22 protein-coding genes and 1 pseudogene are annotated in these 23,538 nt (G+C 52.0%); 13 read left to right on the top strand and 10 right to left on the bottom strand.

What is annotated here, in order from left to right; genetic code table 11:
• The first annotated feature begins 17 nt into the window (after positions 1-17).
• On the top strand, positions 18-1,268 hold the full coding sequence (entS, locus tag C1P89_RS12870) for an enterobactin transporter EntS (protein WP_001041789.1): 1,251 nt from the start codon (positions 18-20) through the stop codon (positions 1,266-1,268).
• Positions 1,269-1,348: 80 nt separating this feature from the next.
• Here the strand turns inward: entS and fepB are convergent, their stop codons facing one another.
• On the bottom strand, positions 1,349-2,314 hold the full coding sequence (fepB, locus tag C1P89_RS12865) for a Fe2+-enterobactin ABC transporter substrate-binding protein (protein ID WP_001234334.1): 966 nt from the start codon (positions 2,312-2,314) through the stop codon (positions 1,349-1,351).
• Between the two features lie 374 nt (positions 2,315-2,688).
• On the opposite strand from fepB, the gene entC reads away from it, so the two are divergent.
• The 7 genes from entC (at position 2,689) to C1P89_RS12830 (ending at position 10,181) form a co-directional block, all read left to right on the top strand.
• Positions 2,689-3,864, top strand: coding sequence for an isochorismate synthase EntC (gene entC / locus C1P89_RS12860; protein WP_005141144.1), 1,176 nt, complete (start codon positions 2,689-2,691; stop codon positions 3,862-3,864).
• Positions 3,865-3,873: 9 nt separating this feature from the next.
• Positions 3,874-5,484 (top strand): (2,3-dihydroxybenzoyl)adenylate synthase EntE, encoded by a 1,611-nt coding sequence (gene entE, locus C1P89_RS12855; protein ID WP_000026810.1) that lies wholly within the window; start codon positions 3,874-3,876, stop codon positions 5,482-5,484.
• Positions 5,485-5,497: 13 nt separating this feature from the next.
• Positions 5,498-6,355, top strand: coding sequence for an enterobactin biosynthesis bifunctional isochorismatase/aryl carrier protein EntB (entB, locus tag C1P89_RS12850; protein WP_001007145.1), 858 nt, complete (start codon positions 5,498-5,500; stop codon positions 6,353-6,355).
• On the top strand, positions 6,355-7,155 hold the full coding sequence (gene entA / locus C1P89_RS12845) for a 2,3-dihydro-2,3-dihydroxybenzoate dehydrogenase EntA (protein ID WP_060552812.1): 801 nt from the start codon (positions 6,355-6,357) through the stop codon (positions 7,153-7,155). The genes entB and entA overlap by 1 nt, the downstream gene beginning before the upstream one ends.
• Positions 7,103-7,516: a proofreading thioesterase EntH gene (gene entH / locus C1P89_RS12840; RefSeq protein WP_000637949.1), complete on the top strand. Its 414-nt coding sequence runs from the start codon at positions 7,103-7,105 to the stop codon at positions 7,514-7,516. Before entA ends, entH begins: the two co-directional genes overlap by 53 nt.
• A 180-nt stretch (positions 7,517-7,696) precedes the next feature.
• Positions 7,697-9,802, top strand: coding sequence for a pyruvate/proton symporter CstA (gene cstA / locus C1P89_RS12835; RefSeq protein WP_001043132.1), 2,106 nt, complete (start codon positions 7,697-7,699; stop codon positions 9,800-9,802).
• Between the two features lie 181 nt (positions 9,803-9,983).
• Positions 9,984-10,181 (top strand): YbdD/YjiX family protein, encoded by a 198-nt coding sequence (locus C1P89_RS12830; protein WP_000460431.1) that lies wholly within the window; start codon positions 9,984-9,986, stop codon positions 10,179-10,181.
• 9 nt (positions 10,182-10,190) lie between these two features.
• On the opposite strand, the gene hcxA is transcribed toward C1P89_RS12830, so the two are convergent.
• The gene (hcxA, locus tag C1P89_RS12825; RefSeq protein ID WP_001120463.1) at positions 10,191-11,279 is read right to left on the bottom strand and encodes a hydroxycarboxylate dehydrogenase HcxA; all 1,089 of its coding nucleotides are present in this window, start codon (positions 11,277-11,279) and stop codon (positions 10,191-10,193) included.
• A 108-nt stretch (positions 11,280-11,387) separates the two neighbouring features.
• Here hcxA and ybdL point away from each other — a divergent pair, with 108 nt between their 5' ends.
• Entirely contained in the window at positions 11,388-12,548 is a 1,161-nt protein-coding gene (gene ybdL, locus C1P89_RS12820) for a methionine-oxo-acid transaminase (protein ID WP_000183931.1), read from the top strand.
• Here ybdL and C1P89_RS12815 read toward each other — a convergent pair whose 3' ends face one another.
• The 3 genes from C1P89_RS12815 to citR all read right to left on the bottom strand — a co-directional run bounded on the left by C1P89_RS12815 (position 12,549) and on the right by citR (position 15,420).
• Positions 12,549-13,178, bottom strand: a complete 630-nt coding sequence (locus C1P89_RS12815) for an IbrB-like domain-containing protein (protein WP_000502944.1) — start codon at positions 13,176-13,178, stop codon at positions 12,549-12,551. It abuts the gene before it with no gap.
• Positions 13,151-14,371: a phosphoadenosine phosphosulfate reductase gene (locus C1P89_RS12810; RefSeq protein WP_000029836.1), complete on the bottom strand. Its 1,221-nt coding sequence runs from the start codon at positions 14,369-14,371 to the stop codon at positions 13,151-13,153. The genes C1P89_RS12815 and C1P89_RS12810 overlap by 28 nt, the downstream gene beginning before the upstream one ends.
• Before the next feature lie 146 nt (positions 14,372-14,517).
• Positions 14,518-15,420 (bottom strand): DNA-binding transcriptional repressor CitR, encoded by a 903-nt coding sequence (gene citR / locus C1P89_RS12805; protein WP_000002480.1) that lies wholly within the window; start codon positions 15,418-15,420, stop codon positions 14,518-14,520.
• A 283-nt stretch (positions 15,421-15,703) separates the two neighbouring features.
• Here citR and C1P89_RS12800 point away from each other — a divergent pair.
• Positions 15,704-16,401, top strand: a protein-coding gene (locus tag C1P89_RS12800; RefSeq protein ID WP_094096600.1) for an IS1-like element IS1A family transposase whose coding sequence is annotated in 2 segments (ribosomal slippage) — positions 15,704-15,953 and positions 15,953-16,401 — 699 coding nt in all. Because the reading frame shifts where the segments join, the coding sequence is not laid out codon by codon here.
• Here C1P89_RS12800 and dsbG read toward each other — a convergent pair.
• Positions 16,395-17,157: pseudogene (gene dsbG / locus C1P89_RS12795) on the bottom strand (thiol:disulfide interchange protein DsbG). The gene C1P89_RS12800 and the pseudogene dsbG overlap by 7 nt on opposite strands.
• A gap of 371 nt (positions 17,158-17,528) precedes the next feature.
• Between dsbG and ahpC the strand changes: the two are divergent.
• Together ahpC and ahpF are read left to right on the top strand one after the other, a co-directional pair.
• On the top strand, positions 17,529-18,092 hold the full coding sequence (gene ahpC / locus C1P89_RS12790; RefSeq protein WP_000052796.1) for an alkyl hydroperoxide reductase subunit C: 564 nt from the start codon (positions 17,529-17,531) through the stop codon (positions 18,090-18,092).
• Between the two features lie 170 nt (positions 18,093-18,262).
• Positions 18,263-19,828 (top strand): alkyl hydroperoxide reductase subunit F, encoded by a 1,566-nt coding sequence (gene ahpF / locus C1P89_RS12785; RefSeq protein ID WP_000887629.1) that lies wholly within the window; start codon positions 18,263-18,265, stop codon positions 19,826-19,828.
• A 120-nt stretch (positions 19,829-19,948) separates the two neighbouring features.
• Here the strand turns inward: ahpF and uspG are convergent, their stop codons facing one another.
• On the bottom strand, positions 19,949-20,377 hold the full coding sequence (gene uspG, locus C1P89_RS12780) for a universal stress protein UspG (protein ID WP_000278504.1): 429 nt from the start codon (positions 20,375-20,377) through the stop codon (positions 19,949-19,951).
• A gap of 220 nt (positions 20,378-20,597) precedes the next feature.
• Here uspG and C1P89_RS12775 point away from each other — a divergent pair, with 220 nt between their 5' ends.
• Entirely contained in the window at positions 20,598-21,836 is a 1,239-nt protein-coding gene (locus C1P89_RS12775; RefSeq protein WP_000646162.1) for a zinc-dependent alcohol dehydrogenase, read from the top strand.
• 3 nt (positions 21,837-21,839) lie between these two features.
• On the opposite strand, the gene yldA is transcribed toward C1P89_RS12775, so the two are convergent.
• The 3 genes from yldA to rna form a co-directional block, all read right to left on the bottom strand.
• Positions 21,840-21,929 carry a small membrane protein YldA gene (yldA, locus tag C1P89_RS26260; protein ID WP_000796528.1) on the bottom strand — a complete coding sequence of 30 codons (90 nt, stop codon included), beginning with the start codon at positions 21,927-21,929 and terminating at the stop codon, positions 21,840-21,842.
• 137 nt (positions 21,930-22,066) lie between these two features.
• Positions 22,067-22,477 (bottom strand): nucleoside diphosphate kinase regulator, encoded by a 411-nt coding sequence (rnk, locus tag C1P89_RS12770; RefSeq protein ID WP_000089731.1) that lies wholly within the window; start codon positions 22,475-22,477, stop codon positions 22,067-22,069.
• Positions 22,478-22,706: 229 nt separating this feature from the next.
• Complete coding sequence (rna, locus tag C1P89_RS12765) at positions 22,707-23,513, bottom strand: ribonuclease I (protein ID WP_000643398.1); 807 nt, start codon at positions 23,511-23,513, stop codon at positions 22,707-22,709.
• Positions 23,514-23,538 lie beyond the last annotated feature (25 nt).

Raw genomic sequence — 23,538 nt, 5'->3', positions numbered from 1 at the left:
GATGGCAAGGCATTGTAATGAATAAACAATCCTGGCTGCTTAACCTCAGCCTGTTGAAAACGCACCCGGCGTTTCGCGCAGTATTCCTCGCTCGTTTTATCTCAATTGTGTCTCTGGGTTTGCTCGGCGTCGCGGTGCCGGTGCAGATCCAGATGATGACGCATTCTACCTGGCAGGTGGGGCTTTCGGTGACGCTGACCGGCGGCGCGATGTTTGTTGGCCTGATGGTTGGCGGTGTGCTGGCGGATCGCTATGAGCGCAAAAAAGTGATTTTGCTGGCGCGCGGCACCTGTGGCATTGGCTTCATTGGACTGTGCCTGAACGCGCTGCTGCCGGAGCCGTCATTGCTGGCAATCTATTTACTTGGTTTATGGGATGGTTTTTTCGCATCACTTGGTGTTACGGCGCTACTGGCGGCAACACCTGCACTGGTAGGGCGTGAAAACTTAATGCAGGCCGGGGCGATCACCATGTTGACCGTGCGTCTGGGGTCGGTGATTTCGCCCATGATTGGCGGTTTATTGCTGGCGACCGGCGGCGTAGCCTGGAACTACGGGCTGGCGGCGGCGGGCACGTTTATTACCTTGCTACCGTTGTTAAGCCTTCCGGCGTTGCCACCGCCACCGCAGCCGCGCGAGCATCCGTTGAAATCATTACTGGCAGGATTTCGTTTTCTGCTCGCCAGCCCGCTGGTAGGAGGGATTGCGTTGCTGGGTGGTTTATTGACGATGGCGAGCGCGGTGCGGGTACTGTATCCGGCGCTGGCTGACAACTGGCAGATGTCGGCGGCACAGATTGGTTTTCTCTATGCGGCGATCCCGCTCGGTGCGGCTATTGGTGCGTTAACCAGCGGGAAGCTGGCACATAGTGCGCGACCAGGGTTATTGATGCTGCTCTCCACGCTGGGATCGTTCCTCGCCATTGGTCTGTTTGGCCTGATGCCGATGTGGATTTTAGGCGTGGTTTGTCTGGCGCTGTTCGGCTGGCTGAGCGCGGTTAGTTCGTTGCTGCAATATACAATGCTGCAAACGCAAACCCCGGAAGCGATGTTAGGGCGGATTAACGGTTTGTGGACGGCGCAGAACGTGACGGGCGATGCCATAGGCGCGGCGCTGTTGGGTGGTTTGGGCGCGATGATGACACCGGTTGCTTCCGCAAGCGCGAGCGGTTTTGGTTTGTTGATTATCGGCGTGTTGTTATTGCTGGTGCTGGTGGAGTTGCGACGTTTTCGCCAGACGCCGCCGCAGGTGACAGCGTCTGACAGTTAGCTAAAGGTGCATTTTCCCCTCACCCTAACCCTCTCCCCAAAGGGGCGAGGGGATTATTAGTGCTCTAATTGTATGTTTTATCAATCTTTTTTTAACAGTGAATTAAGTCTGTCCAGCACTTGCATGGCGCTGTAGTAATCCAGGCGGAACGTCTCGGTTCCCAGCGTATAAACCTGCTTGTTTTGTACTGCAGGCAGGTGCGCGAGCAGTGGATTGGCATAAATCGCATCGGCGTCTTTCTGATCACCGGCGAACAGGAATAGCGATTCACCGTTTAACCCAGCAGCCAGATTTTCCCCACCAAGCTGAATGATGTCATGGCGTTTGCCCTGGCTTTGGCTGGCGTTTAACCCTGCGGGCAACTTCGCCAGCGTAAAGCCGAGTTGTTCCAGCATCTGCCCTTGTGCTGATTCCGGCGTCCAGAGATTGGCACTGTGTGCAGCGGCGGTATAGACAATGGCAGTGACCGGCTGCGGCGGTAATTTGATTTGCTCTTTCGCCGCTGCCAGTTGCTTATCAAACTGTGCAATCCGCTCTGCCGCTTGTTTCTCATGCCCGGTAATTTCGCCAAGCTGCGTTAACAGCGACTGCCAGCTTTTGTCGTCGTAATTGATGATTAATGTCGGGGCGATGGTGGAAAGCTGATCATACAGCGCCAGCGCCGAATCCCCGCCGGTTGCGCTAATTAAAATCAGATCCGGCATTTGCGCGGCAACGGCTTCGGCGCTCGGTTCGCCGATATAGAGCCGTTGCAGTTTGCGTTCTTTCGCCACCTTGCTCCACTGGCGTAAAAAGCCCTGGTCATCTGCGACGCGGTTATTCGGCGTGGTCGCGCCGCTGGCGATCACCGGAGCATCAATCGCCAGCAGTGATCCGGTCAGGGTGACGCTGGTGGAAACAATACGCTGCGGCTGGCTTTCCAGGGTATGAGTGCCCCGGCTGTCAGTAATCTGACGCGGCCAGTCGGCGGCCTGAACTACGGCTATTCCTGAAAGCAAAAGTCCTGTTAATAGAAGGGCGTTGCGGTAGAGCGGGGCGAGTCTCACAAGTCAGCTTCCTGTTATTAATAAGGTTAAGGGCGTAATGACAAATTCGACAAAGCGCACAATCCGTCCCCTCGCCCCTTTGGGGAGAGGGTTAGGGTGAGGGGAACAGCCAGCACTGGTGCGAACATTAACCCTCACCCCAGCCCTCACCCTGGAAGGGAGAGGGGGCAAAACGGCGCAGGACATCACATTGCGCTTATGCGAATTCATCAATAATGCTTCTCATTTTCATTGTAACCACAACCAGATGCAACCCCGAGTTGCAGATTGCGTTACCTCAAGAGTTGACATAGTGCGCGTTTGCTTTTAGGTTAGCGACCGAAAATATAAATGATAATCATTATTAAAGCCTTTATCATTTTGTGGAGGATGATATGGATACGTCACTGGCTGAGGAAGTACAGCAGACCATGGCAACACTTGCGCCCAATCGCTTTTTCTTTATGTCGCCGTACCGCAGTTTTACGACGTCAGGATGTTTCGCCCGCTTCGATGAACCGGCTGTGAACGGGGATTCGCCCGACAGTCCCTTCCAGCAAAAACTCGCCGCGCTGTTTGCCGATGCCAAAGCGCAGGGCATCAAAAATCCGGTGATGGTCGGGGCGATTCCCTTCGATCCACGTCAGCCTTCGTCGCTGTATATTCCCGAATCCTGGCAGTCGTTCTCCCGTCAGGAAAAACAGACCTCAGCCCACTGTTTTACCCGCAGCCAGTCGCTGAACGTGGTGGAACGCCAGGCAATTCCTGAACAAACCACGTTTGAACAGATGGTTGCCCGCGCCGCCGCACTTACCGCCACGCCGCAGGTCGACAAAGTGGTGTTGTCACGATTGATTGATATCACCACTGACGCCGCCATTGATAGTGGCGTATTGCTGGAACGGTTGATTGCGCAAAACCCGGTTAGTTACAACTTCCATGTCCCGCTGGCTGATGGTGGCGTCCTGCTGGGGGCCAGCCCGGAACTGCTGCTACGTAAAGACGGCGAGCGTTTTAGCTCCATTCCGTTAGCCGGTTCCGCGCGTCGTCAGCCGGATGAAGTGCTCGATCGCGAAGCGGGTAATCGTCTGCTGGCGTCAGAAAAAGATCGCCATGAACATGAACTGGTGACTCAGGCGATGAAAGAGGTACTGCGCGAACGCAGTAGTGAGTTACACGTTCCCTCCTCTCCACAATTGATTACCACGCCGACGCTGTGGCATCTCGCAACTCCCTTTGAAGGTAAAGCGAATTCGCAAGAAAACGCACTGACTCTGGCCTGTCTGCTGCATCCGACCCCCGCGCTGAGCGGTTTCCCGCATCAGGCCGCGACCCAGGTTATTGCTGAACTGGAGCCGTTTGACCGCGAACTGTTTGGCGGCATTGTGGGTTGGTGTGACAGCGAAGGTAACGGCGAATGGGTGGTGACCATCCGCTGCGCGAAGCTGCGGGAAAATCAGGTGCGTCTGTTTGCCGGAGCGGGGATTGTGCCTGCGTCGTCACCGTTGGGTGAGTGGCGCGAAACAGGCGTCAAACTTTCTACCATGTTGAACGTTTTTGGATTGCATTAAGGAGCGAGGATGAGCATTCCATTCACCCGCTGGCCGGAAGAGTTTGCCCGTCGCTATCGGGAAAAAGGCTACTGGCAGGATTTGCCGCTGACCGACATTCTGACTCGCCACGCTGCGAGTGACAGCATCGCGGTTATCGACGGCGAGCGACAGTTGAGTTACCGGGAGCTGAATCAGGCGGCGGATAACCTCGCGTGTAGTTTACGCCGTCAGGGCATTAAACCCGGTGAAACCGCGCTGGTACAACTGGGTAACGTCGCTGAACTTTACATTACCTTTTTCGCACTGCTGAAACTGGGCGTTGCGCCGGTGCTGGCGTTGTTCAGCCATCAGCGTAGTGAACTGAACGCCTATGCCAGCCAGATTGAACCGGCGTTACTGATTGCCGATCGCCAACATGCGCTGTTTAGCGGGGATGATTTCCTCAATACTTTCGTCACAGAACATTCCTCCATTCGCGTGGTGCAACTGCTCAACGACAGCGGTGAGCATAACTTGCAGGATGCGATTAACCATCCGGCAGACGGTTTTACTGCTACGCCATCACCTGCTGATGAAGTGGCCTATTTCCAGCTTTCCGGCGGCACCACCGGTACACCGAAGCTGATCCCGCGCACTCATAACGACTACTACTACAGCGTGCGTCGTAGCGTCGAGATTTGTCAGTTCACACAACAGACACGCTACCTGTGCGCGATCCCGGCGGCTCATAACTACGCTATGAGTTCGCCAGGATCGCTGGGCGTCTTTCTTGCCGGAGGAACGGTTGTTCTGGCGGCCGATCCCAGCGCCACGCTTTGCTTCCCGTTGATTGCAAAACATCAGGTTAACGTTACCGCGCTGGTGCCGCCGGCAGTCAGCCTGTGGTTGCAGGCGCTGGCTGAAGGCGAAAGCCGGGCGCAGCTTGCCTCGCTGAAACTGTTACAGGTCGGCGGCGCACGTCTTTCTGCCACCCTTGCGGCGCGTATTTCCGCTGAGATTGGCTGCCAGTTGCAGCAGGTGTTTGGCATGGCGGAAGGGCTGGTGAACTACACCCGACTTGATGATAGCGCGGAGAAAATTATCCATACCCAGGGTTACCCAATGTGTCCGGACGATGAAGTATGGGTTGCTGATGCTGAAGGAAATCCACTGCCGCAAGGGGAAGTTGGACGCCTGATGACGCGCGGGCCGTACACCTTCCGCGGTTATTACAAAAGTCCGCAGCACAATGCCAGTGCCTTTGATGCCAACGGTTTTTACTGTTCCGGCGATCTGATCTCTATTGATCCAGAGGGTTACATCACCGTGCAGGGGCGCGAGAAAGATCAGATCAACCGTGGCGGCGAGAAGATCGCTGCCGAAGAGATCGAAAACCTGCTGCTGCGCCATCCGGCGGTGATCTATGCCGCACTGGTGAGCATGGAAGATGAGCTGATGGGCGAAAAAAGCTGTGCTTATCTGGTGGTAAAAGAGCCGCTGCGCGCGGTGCAGGTGCGTCGTTTCCTGCGTGAACAGGGTATTGCCGAATTTAAATTACCGGATCGCGTGGAGTGTGTGGATTCACTTCCGCTGACGGCGGTCGGGAAAGTCGATAAAAAACAATTACGTCAGTGGCTGGCGTCACGCGCATCAGCCTGAAGGAGAGAACACGATGGCTATTCCAAAATTACAGGCTTACGCACTGCCGGAGTCTCACGATATTCCGCAGAATAAAGTTGACTGGGCCTTTGAACCGCAACGTGCCGCGTTGTTAATCCATGATATGCAGGACTATTTTGTCAGCTTCTGGGGCGAGAACTGCCCGATGATGGAGCAGGTGATCGCGAATATTGCTGCGCTGCGCGACTACTGCAAACAGCACAATATCCCGGTTTATTACACCGCCCAGCCGAAAGAGCAGAGCGATGAAGATCGGGCGCTGTTGAATGATATGTGGGGGCCGGGCCTGACCCGTTCGCCGGAACAGCAAAAGGTGGTGGATCGCCTGACGCCAGATGCCGACGACACGGTGCTGGTGAAGTGGCGCTACAGCGCGTTTCATCGTTCTCCGCTGGAGCAAATGCTCAAAGAGAGTGGACGTAACCAGCTGATTATTACCGGGGTATATGCCCACATTGGCTGTATGACCACCGCAACCGACGCATTTATGCGCGATATTAAACCGTTTATGGTGGCGGATGCGCTGGCCGATTTCAGCCGTGACGAGCATTTGATGTCGCTGAAATATGTGGCCGGGCGGTCTGGCCGGGTGGTGATGACTGAAGGATTACTGCCAGCACCTGTCCCCGCCAGGAAAGCGGCGCTGCGTGAGGTTATCCTGCCGTTGCTGGACGAGTCCGATGAACCGTTCGATGACGACAACCTGATCGACTACGGTCTGGATTCGGTGCGCATGATGGCGCTGGCGGCGCGCTGGCGCAAAGTGCATGGCGATATCGACTTTGTCATGCTGGCGAAAAACCCGACCATCGACGCCTGGTGGAAGCTACTCTCCCGCGAGGTGAAATAATGGATTTCAGCGGTAAAAATGTCTGGGTAACCGGCGCAGGTAAAGGTATCGGCTACGCCACGGCGCTGGCGTTTGTTGAAGCGGGAGCGAAAGTTACCGGTTTTGATCAAGCGTTCGCTCAGGAGCAATATCCCTTTGCGACCGAAGTGATGGATGTTGCCGATGCTGCGCAGGTCGCGCAGGTATGTCAGCGACTGTTAGCTGAAACGGAGCGACTGGACGTGCTGGTCAATGCGGCGGGAATTTTGCGCATGGGCGCGACCGATCAGCTCAGTAAAGAGGACTGGCAGCAGACTTTTGCGGTTAACGTCGGCGGTGCGTTTAACCTGTTTCAGCAAACCATGAACCAGTTTCGCCGTCAGCGGGGCGGGGCGATTGTCACTGTGGCGTCCGACGCCGCACACACGCCGCGTATTGGTATGAGTGCTTATGGCGCATCGAAAGCGGCGCTGAAAAGCCTGGCGTTGAGCGTCGGGCTGGAACTGGCGGTTAGCGGCGTGCGCTGTAATGTGGTTTCGCCTGGCTCCACCGACACCGATATGCAACGCACGCTGTGGGTGAGCGATGACGCCGAAGAACAGCGTATTCGCGGCTTTGGCGAGCAGTTTAAACTCGGCATTCCGCTGGGGAAAATCGCCCGTCCACAAGAGATCGCCAACACGATTTTGTTCCTCGCCTCTGACCTCGCCAGCCATATCACCCTACAGGATATTGTGGTCGATGGCGGCTCAACGCTGGGGCATAAGCATGATCTGGAAACGCCATTTAACGCTCGACGAACTGAACGCCACCAGCGATAACACAATGGTGGCGCATCTGGGAATTGTGTATACCCGTCTGGGAGATGATGTGCTGGAAGCCGAAATGCCGGTTGATACCCGTACTCATCAGCCGTTTGGCCTGCTGCATGGCGGCGCGTCGGCGGCGCTGGCTGAAACGCTGGGATCGATGGCCGGATTTATGATGACCCGTGACGGGCAGTGTGTGGTGGGTACGGAACTTAACGCCACCCATCATCGCCCGGTGTCTGAAGGCAAGGTACGCGGCGTCTGCCAGCCGCTGCATCTTGGGCGGCAAAATCAGAGCTGGGAAATCATCGTTTTCGATGAACAGGGGCGGCGTTGCTGCACTTGTCGGCTGGGTACGGCAGTTTTGGGATGAGCCCGACAGAATTAAATGAGATTGCAGGAAAACTCGGTTAACGGAGTGATCGAGTTAACATTGTTAAGTTAAATATTGGTTTCAACTCCGATTTACATGGTTACCGTGTTGTTAAATCGTACAAAGATGTTATAGAAACAAAATGTAACATCTCTATGGACACGCACACGGATAACAACTATGAACAAATCAGGGAAATACCTCGTCTGGACAGTGCTCTCTGTAATGGGAGCATTTGCTCTGGGATACATTGCTTTAAATCGTGGGGAACAGATCAACGCGCTGTGGATTGTGGTGGCGTCGGTCTGTATCTATCTGATCGCTTACCGTTTTTATGGGCTGTATATCGCCAAAAATGTGCTGGCGGTTGACCCGACGCGTATGACGCCAGCGGTGCGCCATAACGACGGGCTGGACTATGTGCCGACGGACAAGAAAGTGCTGTTCGGTCACCATTTTGCGGCCATTGCCGGAGCAGGGCCGCTGGTGGGGCCGGTGCTGGCAGCGCAAATGGGCTACCTGCCGGGGATGATCTGGCTGCTCGCCGGGGTGGTTCTCGCCGGTGCGGTGCAGGATTTCATGGTGCTGTTTGTTTCTACGCGCCGTGACGGTCGCTCGCTGGGTGAGCTGGTCAAAGAAGAGATGGGGCCAACTGCCGGGGTGATTGCGCTGGTAGCCTGCTTTATGATCATGGTCATTATCCTTGCAGTACTGGCGATGATCGTGGTGAAAGCCCTGACTCATAGCCCGTGGGGAACGTATACCGTTGCGTTCACCATTCCGCTGGCGATTTTTATGGGAATCTACCTGCGCTATCTGCGTCCGGGGCGTATTGGCGAAGTGTCAGTGATTGGCCTGGTGTTCCTTATTTTTGCCATTATCTCTGGCGGCTGGGTGGCAGAAAGCCCGACCTGGGCACCGTACTTTGACTTTACCGGCGTGCAGCTGACCTGGATGCTGGTGGGCTACGGTTTTGTGGCGGCGGTGCTGCCGGTGTGGTTACTGCTGGCCCCGCGTGACTACCTCTCTACCTTCCTGAAAATCGGGACTATCGTTGGTCTGGCGGTAGGCATTTTGATTATGCGTCCGACGCTGACCATGCCTGCGCTGACCAAATTTGTCGATGGCACTGGCCCGGTATGGACCGGTAATCTGTTCCCGTTCCTGTTTATCACCATCGCCTGTGGCGCGGTGTCAGGCTTCCATGCGCTGATCTCTTCCGGCACCACGCCGAAGATGCTGGCGAACGAAGGGCAGGCGTGCTTTATCGGCTACGGTGGAATGTTAATGGAATCCTTCGTGGCGATTATGGCACTGGTTTCCGCCTGTATCATCGATCCGGGCGTGTACTTCGCCATGAACAGCCCGATGGCGGTGCTGGCTCCGGCAGGGACGGCGGATGTGGTCGCTTCTGCCGCGCAGGTGGTGAGTAGCTGGGGCTTTGCGATTACTCCGGATACGCTCAACCAGATTGCCAGCGAAGTGGGTGAACAGTCGATCATTTCCCGTGCGGGCGGTGCGCCGACGCTGGCGGTGGGGATGGCTTACATCCTGCACGGTGCGCTGGGTGGTATGATGGATGTGGCGTTCTGGTATCACTTCGCCATTCTGTTTGAAGCTCTGTTTATTCTGACGGCGGTAGATGCGGGTACGCGTGCTGCGCGCTTTATGTTGCAGGATCTGCTGGGCGTGGTGTCTCCTGGCCTGAAGCGGACCGATTCACTGCCTGCTAACCTGCTGGCAACAGCGCTGTGCGTACTGGCGTGGGGCTACTTCCTCCATCAGGGCGTGGTCGATCCGCTGGGCGGCATTAACACTCTGTGGCCGCTGTTTGGTATTGCCAACCAGATGCTGGCAGGGATGGCGCTGATGCTCTGTGCCGTGGTGTTGTTCAAGATGAAACGTCAACGTTACGCCTGGGTGGCGCTGGTACCAACGGCCTGGCTGCTGATTTGTACCCTGACCGCAGGCTGGCAGAAAGCGTTTAGCCCGGATGCGAAAGTCGGCTTCCTGGCCATTGCTAATAAGTTCCAGGCAATGATCGACAGCGGCAATATTCCGTCGCAGTATACTGAGTCACAGCTGGCGCAACTGGTGTTCAACAACCGTCTGGATGCCGGGTTAACCATCTTCTTTATGGTGGTCGTGGTGGTTCTGGCGCTGTTCTCGATTAAGTCGGCACTGGCGGCATTGAAAGATCCGAAGCCAACGGCGAAAGAAACGCCGTATGAGCCAATGCCGGAAAATGTCGAGGAGATCGTGGCGCAGGCAAAAGGCGCACACTAAAGTCAGAGTGAGGGGGGATGTTGGCGAATGTTGGCATAGTGCCGAGGGTTCCTCCTCACCCTAACCCTCTCCCCGATGGGGCGAGGGGACTGACCGAGCGCGTTGATAGCATTTGTAGGCCGGATAAGGCGTTCACGCCGCATCCGGCACTCTTTCAGCAACATGGTTAGCGGAGGCCAAGATGTTTGATTCACTGGCAAAAGCCGGAAAATATTTAGGTCAGGCGGCGAAGCTGATGATTGGTATGCCTGATTACGACAACTATGTCGAACATATGCGGGTTAACCATCCCGATCAAACGCCGATGACCTACGAAGAGTTTTTCCGTGAGCGGCAGGACGCGCGCTACGGTGGAAAAGGCGGCGCGCGCTGCTGCTAAATTTGCACGTCAGGCTTTAAACGATTCCACTTTTTCGAACGCTGCACGCAACGTATCTGGTGTCAGCGTGACTGGCAGGTAATGAATGTATTCCACCGGACGCAGGGTGTGGGTAATCACTTTGTCGATCTCCGCATGATTATTGATATCCATTTCCAGCTCCGCCAGCGTGGTCGGCAGATGAAAACGCTGATACGCCCCGGTTAATTGCGCCAGCACATCATCCTGACCTAGCAAGGCGCTTTGTACCAGAATGCCATAAGCGACTTTGGTGCCGTGGAGAAATTTCTCGGTTTGCGGCAGGACAGTCAGACCGTTATGCACGGCATGAGCCGCCGCCACACGCGTAAAACGATCGCCCAGACCACCGACCATCCCACCACCAGCAATAATAGCATCCACCACATCGCAAAATGATTGCGTTAACTGTTGATTTTGCTGATCGCTCAGCGCCTGTTCGCTACTGTTTAACAATACGTCGCGAATGGCCTGCGCATTATTGATCCCCAGTCGCACGGTTAGCGGCAACGTTTCTGGTTGCGGAGCCAGCACCACCGCTTCATACCATTTCGCCAGCGTGTCACCGATCCCCGCCAGCAGATATTGTTGCGGCGCGTTGAGGATAATCTCTGGTTCCACCAGCACCATAAAATTGGCGTCGTCGAAAATCTCATAATGCAGCGCCTGTCCGGCATCGTTATACCAGACGGAGAGCGGTGTCCAGGCGGCGCAGGTAGCGGCGATCGTCGGAACGGCAACAAATGGCAGACCGAGACGGCGGGCGAGGGCTTTCGCGGTGTCGAGCAGTGCGCCGCCGCCGACGCCAATCACCACGCTGCGATCGTCACCGGACTCAGCCGCCAGTTGCTGTACATCGCTTTCGCTGCAATGACCACGAAACAAAATATGCTTTGCCCCTGGAAGTCCAAACGCTGGCGGAAGTTTGGTTTGCGCCGCAGCAATGGCGCGTTTGCCGTAGATCCACACCGCGCGAGAAAGTTGTTCATCAGTGAAAAAATCGTTCAGGTGATTGAAACTTCCTGGATGTGAAAAGTAGTTAGCCGGGCCGACGACCACGCGGATAGGATTGTGAGGCATGTTGTGTTGTCCTTATTGTTTTATTTAGACATCTAAACGTCTTGATTGCCAAATACTAGCATCGTGTTATAGTGCCTTCAACACGCAACTTCGTCAGGTACAATAAAAATGACAAATAACCCTCTGATTCCACAAAGCAAACTTCCACAACTTGGCACCACTATTTTCACCCAGATGAGCGCGCTGGCGCAGCAACACCAGGCGATTAACCTGTCGCAAGGCTTTCCTGATTTTGATGGTCCGCGCTATTTACAGGAGCGGCTGGCGTACCACGTTGCCCAGGGGGCAAACCAATACGCGCCCATGACCGGCGTGCAGGCCTTGCGCGAGGCGATTGCTCAGAAAACGGAACGTTTGTATGGCTATCAACCAGATGCCGATAGCGATATCACCGTAACGGCAGGGGCGACGGAAGCGTTATACGCGGCGATTACCGCACTGGTGCGCAATGGCGATGAAGTGATTTGTTTTGATCCCAGCTATGACAGTTACGCCCCCGCCATCGCGCTTTCTGGGGGAATAGTGAAGCGTATGGCACTGCAACCACCGCATTTTCGCGTTGACTGGCAGGAATTTGCCGCATTATTAAGCGAGCGCACCAGACTGGTGATCCTCAACACTCCGCATAACTCCAGTGCAACTGTCTGGCAGCAGGCTGATTTCGCCGCTTTGTGGCAGGCGATCGCCGGGCACGAGATTTTTGTCATTAGCGATGAAGTCTACGAGCACATCAACTTTTCACAACAGGGCCATGCCAGTGTGCTGGCGCATTCGCAGCTGCGTGAGCGGGCAGTGGCGGTTTCTTCATTTGGCAAGACCTATCATATGACCGGCTGGAAAGTGGGTTATTGTGTTGCGCCAGCGCCCATCAGCGCCGAAATTCGCAAGGTACATCAGTATCTGACCTTTTCGGTGAATACCCCGGCACAGCTGGCGCTTGCTGATATGCTACGTGCAGAACCTGAGCATTATCTTGCGTTACCGGACTTTTATCGCCAGAAGCGCGATATTCTGGTAAATGCCTTAAATGAAAGCCGGCTGGAGATTTTACCGTGTGAAGGTACATACTTTTTGCTGGTGGATTACAGCGCGGTTTCTACCCTGGATGATGTTGAGTTTTGCCAGTGGCTGACGCAGGAGCACGGCGTAGCGGCGATTCCGCTGTCGGTGTTTTGCGCCGATCCCTTCCCACATAAACTGATTCGTCTCTGTTTTGCCAAGAAGGAATCGACGTTGCTGGCAGCAGCTGAACGCCTGCGCCAGCTTTAGTTATTTAACCGTCCAGGCGCGGGAATATTGACGGTCGGCAAACAGCTCTTGCAGGCCGTTAATTTGCTTCAGGCGCAGCACTTCGTCGCTGTCCATTCCCAGCTCTTTGCCAATTTTATTATCGTCCCATCCCAACTGGCTAAGTTCACGGACGATTTCCGACATGGCGGTGATTTGATGGCGTCCACGAGCGCGATTATGACGAATAGTCGCGGCGATGCGTTGATTACGCGTACCTTCCAGACAGATCACCGGCAAATAACCTTTTAAGCGTAATTTTAATGATGATGAGCCTTTACCAATTTCATGGCGGTGAAAACCATCCACGATTTCCATGGCATTTTTATCCGTATGTGTGACCACAATGGGTTGGGTAAAACCATCTATTTCAATGGATTTTTGCAGCAGTTTTTTTTCGGGTGGTGCCACGTTGTTTGGGTTGTAATCATTAGGCATAAGTTGGCTGTTTTTAACCCACAGAACGCAATCCACTGGCTCTTCACGAAAGGGGCTAACCTGATGGATCGCCATGCGGATTTCATTAATCGCTTTGATGCGATCATCTTCCGGCAAGCTGGCGAGAAATTGCGTTAAATCCTGCGTTAATCGTTGTTGCATAGTATCCCCCATTCCTGACGTTTTCCTTTTATCCGTTCGTTATAACGCTGATAGTTCTTCGCTTTCGTAGGACTAAATGATAATGCCCGACACCAGTAATCGTTATTGAGTAAAACTTTGCATATCCGCCGCCAGGAGGGGATATCTTTCGCGCCAATGTCCCCTTGCTGGGTTTGTGGAACCTCGATGCCTTTTTTCTGATACCAGTGCAAATAAATGGCGATTTTATTGCGGTAATGCTCAGCTGTTTTTTCCGGCATGCTATTGAGCAGCAATAATGCATATTCTTGCCAGTCTAAATGTTCTGGCTTGAGGATTTTCCGATGCCCATAGAAATGATTATCATGTCCGGCGTAAATGCCGCCACTTTTTACCCCGCTGACTCGTGCGCACATAGCAGCCCAGCGATCCGGTTCGATAACGTGATAGAGCCATAATCCTTGTCGTTGCTCCGGGCCAAAAGGTTCGCAAATTCGCATATGACGCAGAGGAACGCCTGCCTGATACATTAGGTTATACAGTGGGTTGCAGAGATTTTGATGATTTGCATACCAGGTCCAGATATCAGCCACTTTCCAGTCGTAAATGGGGTAAATGTACCAGCTATGACCGCCTGGTGCGGCCGTAGTCCATGGTTTATCGTCGGCAAAACGTTGTTTATTTAAACTGGCGATGGCGACAAAACGGTTGTAGGACTCATCCGCACGGATGCCGATCATCATCGCCACCGGACGTTTTTGTGAAAACCATTCGGCAAACTCACGTACAAATTGTTCGAAGGTCATGCCTGGCTGGTAAAAGCAGAAAAAGTCAGGATCGGTTATCGCATCTTGCGGGGGCTGACGCACCCATTCGACATCAGGTTCCCAGCACTGCCATTCGGGTTGGTATTGTGAAAGGGAATTTTGCGTCGTAAGCGGGAGCGCAACCCAGTAAAACTCTTCGATGACATCGGTGTACAACTCGCGCAGGGACTGAACATAGTTAATGGTGCAAGAGAATTGCGCCTCCCAGTCGATAAACAAAACGCAGATTTTTTTGCCCATTTGTCGGGCAAGTTCGGCTGTCAGATGCAGCATTAAACCAGAGTTTTTGCCGCCAGAAAATGAGACACAAACGCGGGGTAGGGTGTTGAGTGTCCAGGTAATACGCTCTCGTGCAGCTTCCAGAATATTGAGCGGAAGAGGAATTTTATAAATAGACATCTGAAGACGCTCTCTGAACGTTACAGGGTGAACAGTGAGATAAGACTGTTAATTATAAAGTAAACACTGTAAAGCAGAGTGTTTTATTTTTCATTCGCGCTGTGAATAAATAGATGAAAGTTATAGTAGCTGTCTGTAGTTATATATCAAAAACTCTCATTTAGACGGTCAATAAATCGGGAGAACACCAAATTATTTAAAGAAGATTTATTATAGGAAATGTAAAGCTTTATTGAAGGTAACGGATGTTCTAGTTTTATCTCTTTTAAATTAAGAAAGTCACGGTGGGAGTTATAAAGTTCATAGGGGACTATTCCCAGTAAATCTGTAACTGCAATGCTATTAATTATTGTCAGCAAAGAGGAACCACGAAATGAAATTTTGCGATTCATAAACTTCTCGTCTATTTCCATTTGAATATCATCAACTCCTGCTGATTTGGATATTAATTGGGTGAACTCTTCTGCCATAATTTGTTCATAAGTGCTATTGTCAGTAATTCGCGGATGCTTATTACTACAAATTAGAGTATTGCGAATTGTATGCAATGGCATGCAAATGACGGAACGGCTGATCACTGGCATTTGGGTGATCACCAGATCGGCTTTGCGGTGAACCAACAGTTCTTCAGCATTCTCTGCTGACATGAGGATATCATGGCACTCAATCTCGACAGAGGCATCTTGCCGTAGGCAGCGGATCAGCATACTATTATTAGAGCAAGAAATGAGCTGAGGGCCGTAGATAATAAAGTTTTTCTTTAGTTCGGACTTATTGACTATATTAATTGTTTGTTCAAGGCCTTTGAGGTTTTTCTCAAGATGGTGATGCAGATTCAACCCTGTTGTCGTCGGCGCGATACCTTTTCCTGAGCGAATGAATACAGGGTCATTAAATTGCGCACGTAAGCGTTGTAACGACTGGCTCACGGCTGATGGGGTGATATATAGTGATTCAGCAGCTTTGCTAATGCTTAAATGCTGGTAAATACACTCAAATATGACAAGAAGATTTAAGTCGAATTTTTTCAAGTCGTAGAGATTGGCCATACACTACTCCGGTTTATATTTTTCTTCCATGGTATATTCACTTAATCAATGTTTTTTGCGTATGTATTTTTATTGATTATGTTTTTTTGCTTAACTCAGGATTAAGTTTTTCTAAAATAGCACAGCCACTTAGGGTAGAGCGAGCAATTCATGCTTTTTTAGGATGGTTGAAAAGCAGGGATATAGTTCAACCATCCATGAATTACCTTTTATTTATTTCCCATAATGGGTGATGTTGCCAACTTACTGATTTAGTGTATGATGGTGTTTTTGAGGTGCTCCAGTGGCTTCTGTTTCTATCAGCTGTCCCTCCTGTTCAGCTACTGACGGGGTGGTGCGTAACGGCAAAAGCACTGCCGGACATCAGCGCTATCTCTGCTCTCACTGCCGTAAAACATGGCAACTGCAGTTCACTTACACCGCTTCTCAACCCGGTACGCACCAGAAAATCATTGATATGGCCATGAATGGCGTTGGATGCCGGGCAACTGCACGCATTATGGGCGTTGGCCTCAACACGATTTTACGTCACTTAAAAAACTCAGGCCGCAGTCGGTAACCTCGCGCATACAGCCGGGCAGTGACGTCATCGTCTGCGCGGAAATGGACGAACAGTGGGGCTATGTCGGGGCTAAATCGCGCCAGCGCTGGCTGTTTTACGCGTATGACAGTCTCCGGAAGACGGTTGTTGCGCACGTATTCGGTGAACGCACTATGGCGACGCTGGGGCGTCTTATGAGCCTGCTGTCACCCTTTGACGTGGTGATATGGATGACGGATGGCTGGCCGCTGTATGAATCCCGCCTGAAGGGAAAGCTGCACGTAATCAGCAAGCGATATACGCAGCGAATTGAGCGGCATAACCTGAATCTGAGGCAGCACCTGGCACGGCTGGGACGGAAGTCGCTGTCGTTCTCAAAATCGGTGGAGCTGCATGACAAAGTCATCGGGCATTATCTGAACATAAAACACTATCAATAAGTTGGAGTCATTACCCCCATAATGATATTAAGCGTTTTCTGATCGGGCAACCCCACGGCCTGTTGCAGCGTATTTTCCTTACTCATGTAATAGATAGCCGGCGTGACATTTGCCCCCAGATCGTCCATCAGTTTCTCATTGTCACTTAACACTTTCATTTGCTCTGTACTTACGTTTGCAGGCACGTTTAGCTTAAGCTTGCCACCAGAGGCTTCATATTGTTGCCAGGTTTTTGCGGGATCTTTGGAGGCAAGAATTGCCGCTGCTGTCGCCGGGCTTTCTGGCTTGATAACCCCAACCAACAATGTTCTTAATTGCACTTTGCCAGAATCTACCCACGGGCGCGCCTGCTGCCAGAACTGTTTACAATATGGGCAGAACGGATCGGCGAAGACGTAGACAATGACCGGCGCATCTTTTTTACCGTCGAGGATCCAGTGGGATTGTTCCATCCGTTGCCACATTTCGCGTCCGGCTGGTGCGTAAATTTCTTTTTCGATAAGTGTGTTACTCAGGTTTTCACCTTTCTCGTTGTACATGTAACCAGAGATAGCGTGCTTACCATCGGGAGTCAGGTAGGTAGATGGTGACGCCCATATCCTGATACTTTCCGAGATAACCTTTCATTCCTCCGGGGGCATCGAACGTTTTGATGATTGTAATGCCCTGTTTTTCAATCGCTTTTACTGGGGAAGGAAGTTCCTCTGCGAAGGCGATTGCAGGAAGCAGAGCCAGTAAAAGTATCTTTTTTAACATTAATTTGTCCTTTTCAGTCAGTGCAAAAGTCGAGTAAAAGGCATAACCTATCACTGTCATAGGTAAGAGCTTAGATCAGGTGATTGCCCTTTGTTTATGAGGGTGTTGTAATCCATGTCGTTGTTGCATTTGTAAGGGCAACACCTCAGCCTGCAGGCAGGCGCTGAAGATACCAAAGGGTAGTTCAGATTACACGGTCACCTGGAAAGGGGGCCATTTTACTTTTTATCGCCGCTGGCGGTGCAAAGTTCACAAAGTTGTCTTACGAAGGTTGTAAGGTAAAACTTATCGATTTGATAATGGAAACGCATTAGCCGAATCGGCAAAAATTGGTTACCTTACATCTCATCGAAAACACGGAGGAAGTATAGATGTCCTTGATTAACACCAAAATTAAACCTTTTAAAAACCAGGCATTCAAAAACGGCGAATTCATCGAAATCACCGAAAAAGATACCGAAGGCCGCTGGAGCGTCTTCTTCTTCTACCCGGCTGACTTTACTTTCGTATGCCCGACCGAACTGGGTGACGTTGCTGACCACTACGAAGAACTGCAGAAACTGGGCGTAGACGTATACGCAGTATCTACCGATACTCACTTCACCCACAAAGCATGGCACAGCAGCTCTGAAACCATCGCTAAAATCAAATATGCGATGATCGGCGACCCGACTGGCGCCCTGACCCGTAACTTCGACAACATGCGTGAAGATGAAGGTCTGGCTGACCGTGCGACCTTCGTTGTTGACCCGCAGGGTATCATCCAGGCAATCGAAGTTACCGCTGAAGGCATTGGCCGTGACGCGTCTGATCTGCTGCGTAAAATCAAAGCAGCTCAGTACGTAGCTTCTCACCCAGGTGAAGTTTGCCCGGCTAAATGGAAAGAAGGTGAAGCAACTCTGGCTCCGTCTCTGGACCTGGTTGGTAAAATCTAAATTTCCTTCGTCTTTCGCGCTACCAACTCCGGCGCGAAATACTTCGGAAATTCACCTAATTCTTCGGGTGCTGCGGCACCCGATTTTCTTCCCCGCACCATGATGCAAGCTGCATCCAGGTAGCCGTAGAGGCCGCTTGCATGATGATGTTTAAAGCCCAGGAGATAAACATGCTCGACACAAATATGAAAACTCAACTCAAGGCTTACCTTGAGAAATTGACCAAGCCTGTTGAGTTAATTGCCACGCTGGATGACAGCGCTAAATCGGCAGAAATCAAGGAACTGTTGGCTGAAATCGCAGAACTGTCAGACAAAGTCACCTTTAAAGAAGATAACAGCTTGCCGGTGCGTAAGCCGTCTTTCCTGATCACCAACCCAGGTTCCAACCAGGGGCCACGTTTTGCAGGCTCCCCGCTGGGCCACGAGTTCACCTCGCTGGTACTGGCGTTGCTGTGGACCGGTGGTCATCCGTCGAAAGAAGCGCAGTCTCTGCTGGAGCAGATTCGCCATATTGACGGTGATTTTGAATTCGAAACCTATTACTCGCTCTCTTGCCATAACTGCCCGGACGTGGTGCAGGCGCTGAACCTGATGAGCGTACTGAACCCGCGCATCAAGCACACTGCAATTGACGGCGGCACCTTCCAGAACGAAATCACCGATCGCAACGTGATGGGCGTTCCGGCAGTGTTCGTAAACGGGAAAGAGTTTGGTCAGGGCCGCATGACGTTGACTGAAATCGTTGCCAAAATTGATACGGGCGCGGAAAAACGTGCGGCAGAAGAGCTGAACAAGCGTGATGCTTATGACGTATTAATCGTCGGTTCCGGCCCGGCGGGTGCAGCGGCAGCAATTTACTCCGCACGTAAAGGCATCCGTACCGGTCTGATGGGCGAACGTTTTGGTGGTCAGATCCTCGATACCGTTGATATCGAAAACTACATTTCTGTACCGAAGACTGAAGGGCAGAAGCTGGCAGGCGCACTGAAAGTTCACGTTGATGAATACGACGTTGATGTGATCGACAGCCAGAGCGCCAGCAAACTGATCCCAGCAGCAGTTGAAGGTGGTCTGCATCAGATTGAAACAGCTTCTGGCGCGGTACTGAAAGCACGCAGCATTATCGTGGCGACCGGTGCAAAATGGCGCAACATGAACGTTCCGGGCGAAGATCAGTATCGCACCAAAGGCGTGACCTACTGCCCGCACTGCGACGGCCCGCTGTTTAAAGGTAAACGCGTAGCGGTTATCGGCGGCGGTAACTCCGGCGTGGAAGCGGCAATTGACCTGGCGGGTATCGTTGAGCACGTAACGCTGCTGGAATTTGCGCCAGAAATGAAAGCCGACCAGGTTCTGCAGGACAAACTGCGCAGCCTGAAAAACGTCGACATTATTCTGAATGCGCAAACCACGGAAGTGAAAGGCGACGGCAGCAAAGTCGTTGGTCTGGAATATCGAGATCGTGTCAGCGGCGATATTCACAACATCGAACTGGCCGGTATTTTCGTGCAGATTGGTCTGCTGCCGAACACCAACTGGCTCGAAGGCGCAGTCGAACGTAACCGCATGGGTGAGATTATCATTGATGCGAAATGCGAAACCAACGTCAAAGGCGTATTCGCAGCGGGTGACTGTACGACGGTTCCGTACAAGCAGATCATCATCGCCACTGGCGAAGGTGCCAAAGCCTCTTTGAGTGCTTTTGACTACCTGATTCGCACCAAAACTGCATAAGAAGAAGTAAGATTCACCTGCAATTGCTTAGCCGCCGGGGTCAAACCTGGCGGCTTTTTTATGGCATTAAAAAGCCCTGCCGGGATGTTCCAGGCAGGGCGGCATAAATACTTTTATCTGTTAGCGAATGACCAGTACAGGCAGATTGGCGTGGCGGATCACGCTCGAGGCGTTAGAACCTAACAGATGGGTCGAAATCGATGGGTTGCGAGAACCGATAACTACAACATCAGCCCCCAGTTCTTCTGCCAACTCATTGACTTCATCCCGCACGCTACCAAAACGGACATGTTGTTTAATGCGGGAAGGATCGATGGTGAAGTGGCTGACCATCGTTTGCAGACGTTCTTCTGCTTCATGTTGCAGATGCTCTTCAAAACGACGCACATCAGCGGCAAAACGGTGCAGGCTCAGGCTGGCTGACCCGGGTAGTACGTGAAGTAGATGAATAACTCCGTCATCCTGGGCGAGGAATTCAGCGTGGCGAACAGCTTTGTCGCTCAATTCCATTTCAAATACATCAACTGGCATAATGATTGTCTTATACATAACCCTTTCTCCCTGTTAATCATGAACAAATCATTCGCCATGATTATAATATTTATCCCTGATATTTGTCTGGTTCTTTTTCCTTACGAACGGTTTCTGTGATTAATATATTCTCACTGAACACCAGGAATTCTCCCAAAACCTGCGGTACCGCCCGTTTTCCCGCTGTGATAGCTACCCTTAAAGACTGACTCTTTTTTGAACTGTCTCTGGAGGTTGCATGAAAGCATTGACTTATCACGGCCCACATCACGTTCAGGTAGAAAATGTTCCCGATCCGGGCATTGAACAGGCTGATGATATTATTCTGCGTATTACGGCAACGGCGATCTGTGGCTCTGACCTCCATCTTTATCGAGGCAAAATACCCCAGGTTAAACATGGCGATATTTTGGGTCATGAATTTATGGGGGAAGTCGTTGAAACCGGAAAGGACGTAAAAAATTTGCAAAAAGGCGACCGGGTGGTAATTCCGTTTGTCATTGCTTGTGGCGACTGTTTTTTCTGTCGAATGCAGCAATATGCCGCCTGCGAAAATACCAATGCGGGTAAAGGCGCTGCGCTCAATAAAAAACAGATACCAGCTCCCGCGGCATTGTTTGGTTATAGTCACCTGTATGGTGGCGTTCCTGGTGGACAGGCGGAATATGTCCGCGTCCCTAAAGGGAATGTGGGGCCGTTTAAAGTACCGCCTTTGCTTTCAGATGATAAAGCCCTTTTCCTTTCTGATATTCTGCCAACGGCATGGCAGGCAGCAAAAAATGCGCAGATCCAACAAGGTTCAAGCGTTGCAGTCTATGGTGCCGGTCCAGTGGGATTGTTGACAATCGCCTGTGCACGGTTGCTCGGTGCGGAACAGATTTTTGTTGTTGATCATCATCCCTACCGCTTGCGTTTCGCCGCTGACCGCTACGGCGCGATCCCGATTAATTTCGATGAAGATAGCGATCCGGCACAGTCAATTATTGAACAAACGGCAGGTCACCGGGGCGTGGATGCAGTAATAGACGCCGTCGGTTTTGAAGCGAAAGGCAGCACCACGGAAACGGTGCTGACTAACCTGAAACTGGAGGGCAGCAGCGGTAAAGCGTTGCGCCAGTGTATTGCGGCGGTCAGGCGTGGCGGCATTGTTAGCGTACCGGGCGTCTACGCTGGATTTATTCACGGTTTCCTGTTTGGCGACGCCTTTGATAAAGGGTTGACGTTTAAAATGGGACAGACCCACGTTCACGCATGGCTGGGTGAATTATTACCGTTAATTGAGAAAGGATTACTGAAACCAGAAGAAATTGTTACCCACTATATGCCGTTTGAAGAGGCCGCCCGGGGATATGAGATTTTCGAAAAACGTGAAGAGGAGTGCCGTAAGGTGATTCTGGTACCCGGTGCACAAAGCGCAGAGGCGGCGCAGAAGGCGGTTTCAGGTCTGGTGAATGCGATGCCGGGGGGAACAATATGATCGTCAGGAGTGGTTTTCGAGGTAAAGGACAGCCATGACGATAATCGCCGCCATAATCAGAAATCCTATCAGGATGTAAAATGCTTCTGCCATGGTTATTCCCACAAACGAAACGGAATAATTTTGCAGCAAAAGTGAACAGTGAGAACCAGGAAAAATTGCTGATTTTGCGTAAAGAGGATGCGAGTGCATCCTCTGGGCAAAGCGAGTTATCGCTTGTGCAGATGGGATTAAAGCAGGTAGTCGCCAGCAGCTTCTGGCTGGTATTCGAGTTCCAGCACTTCAAGGTGGGTTGCAACGCCGCCCGGAAGTTCCCAGTGAATGGAATCGCCAACGCGCAGCCCCAGCAGTGCGGCACCTACCGGAGCCATAACGGAAAGCTGAGTATTGCTATCGGTCATTTTTGCCGGATACACCAGCGTGCGCACACGCACTTCGCCATCGCTAAGATTGCGGAATTTAACCCGGCTGTTCATTGTCACCACGTCGTGTGGCATCTCTTCTGGCGAACACATTTGGGCGCGATCCAACTCTGCGTTTAACGCGTCGGCGATTGGCAAACCAGCATAGGCGGGTTGCTCCAGCAGAATATCGATGCGTTCGGCATCCAGGTCGTTAATGATGATAGTTGGTCTGGACATTTTTACTCCATGTCGTCGGTACTGCGAGTGTCGCAGATAAACATACCCAAAAGAAAACCCTCACCGTCAGGCGGCGAGGGTTTAACTCACATGATGATACTGACTGTTGCTCACTCTTTGAAGTGATTTGCGTCACATTCAGGGAATTCCTCAATGCAGCGCATTATGTATAATTCTTAATCGTCACGGTTTATGGAAGACGAATTAGCGTGTTTTGTAAATCAGATGATTAATAACCCACTTTATCAATCACAAAGGTTTTGCCACAGTTGCCTGGGTGTGGTTGTGGCAAGAATGAGTTTGCAGAAAGCGGAGCGTTGATGGCGTCAGCTTTGATCGAGATCTGAATTTCAGTCAAATACGCAGGGTTACCCTGGCACGTTAGCTTAACTGCTTTCACGTTCTCTTTTCCCCAGCTTTTGGCAAAGGCGGCGTCAAAGTCACGGCGGCTCACTGTTTTACCGTAATTATCCGCAAGGAATTTTCCGGCTTCGCTCTCTTTAATTTCTTGATTCAGGCGTACCATCGTACCGAAGTATGCGTCCGGATCAAAACCAAAGCAGGCACCGTGTTTGGCATATTCGTAGCGTTCCAGGCAGGAACGTCCGCCAGCTCCTGGCATGACTTCACTTAGTTTAGCGGCCGTTTCCAGTGATAACCCGGTTTCCGGCGATGAACACATCCGGCTGGCGTGCGCTTCTGGTAGATTCGGGATTGGGCGAGTAGCGCAACCGAAGCGCATCCAGCGGCGTTCATCAACACCACGGGCAGCAACCGATTTAGGCAATCCTGGCCACAGACCATGTACGGTCAGAAAATCAGCTTTGTTGGTCGTTTCGGTTTGTAGGCGACATTCATCTCGTTCGTTACGATTTCGATCGTGTTGACTCTGGCAAAATCCGGTTTGCCAGGAGAGGGCCAGGACATAGCGATCAAAATCGCCATACTGTTTTGCCTGCAACGCTACGGCGTTGGCAGAAGAGAAGGGAAGCAGAGAAACCGCGAGCAACGCGGCGTTACGCCAGAATGCTTTCATAATGGGTGTGGAACTCATACATACA

Source organism: Shigella sonnei (genome assembly GCF_002950395.1).
Lineage (GTDB): Bacteria > Pseudomonadota > Gammaproteobacteria > Enterobacterales > Enterobacteriaceae > ECMA0423.
This window is presented reverse-complemented; position numbering and strand designations above follow the sequence as displayed.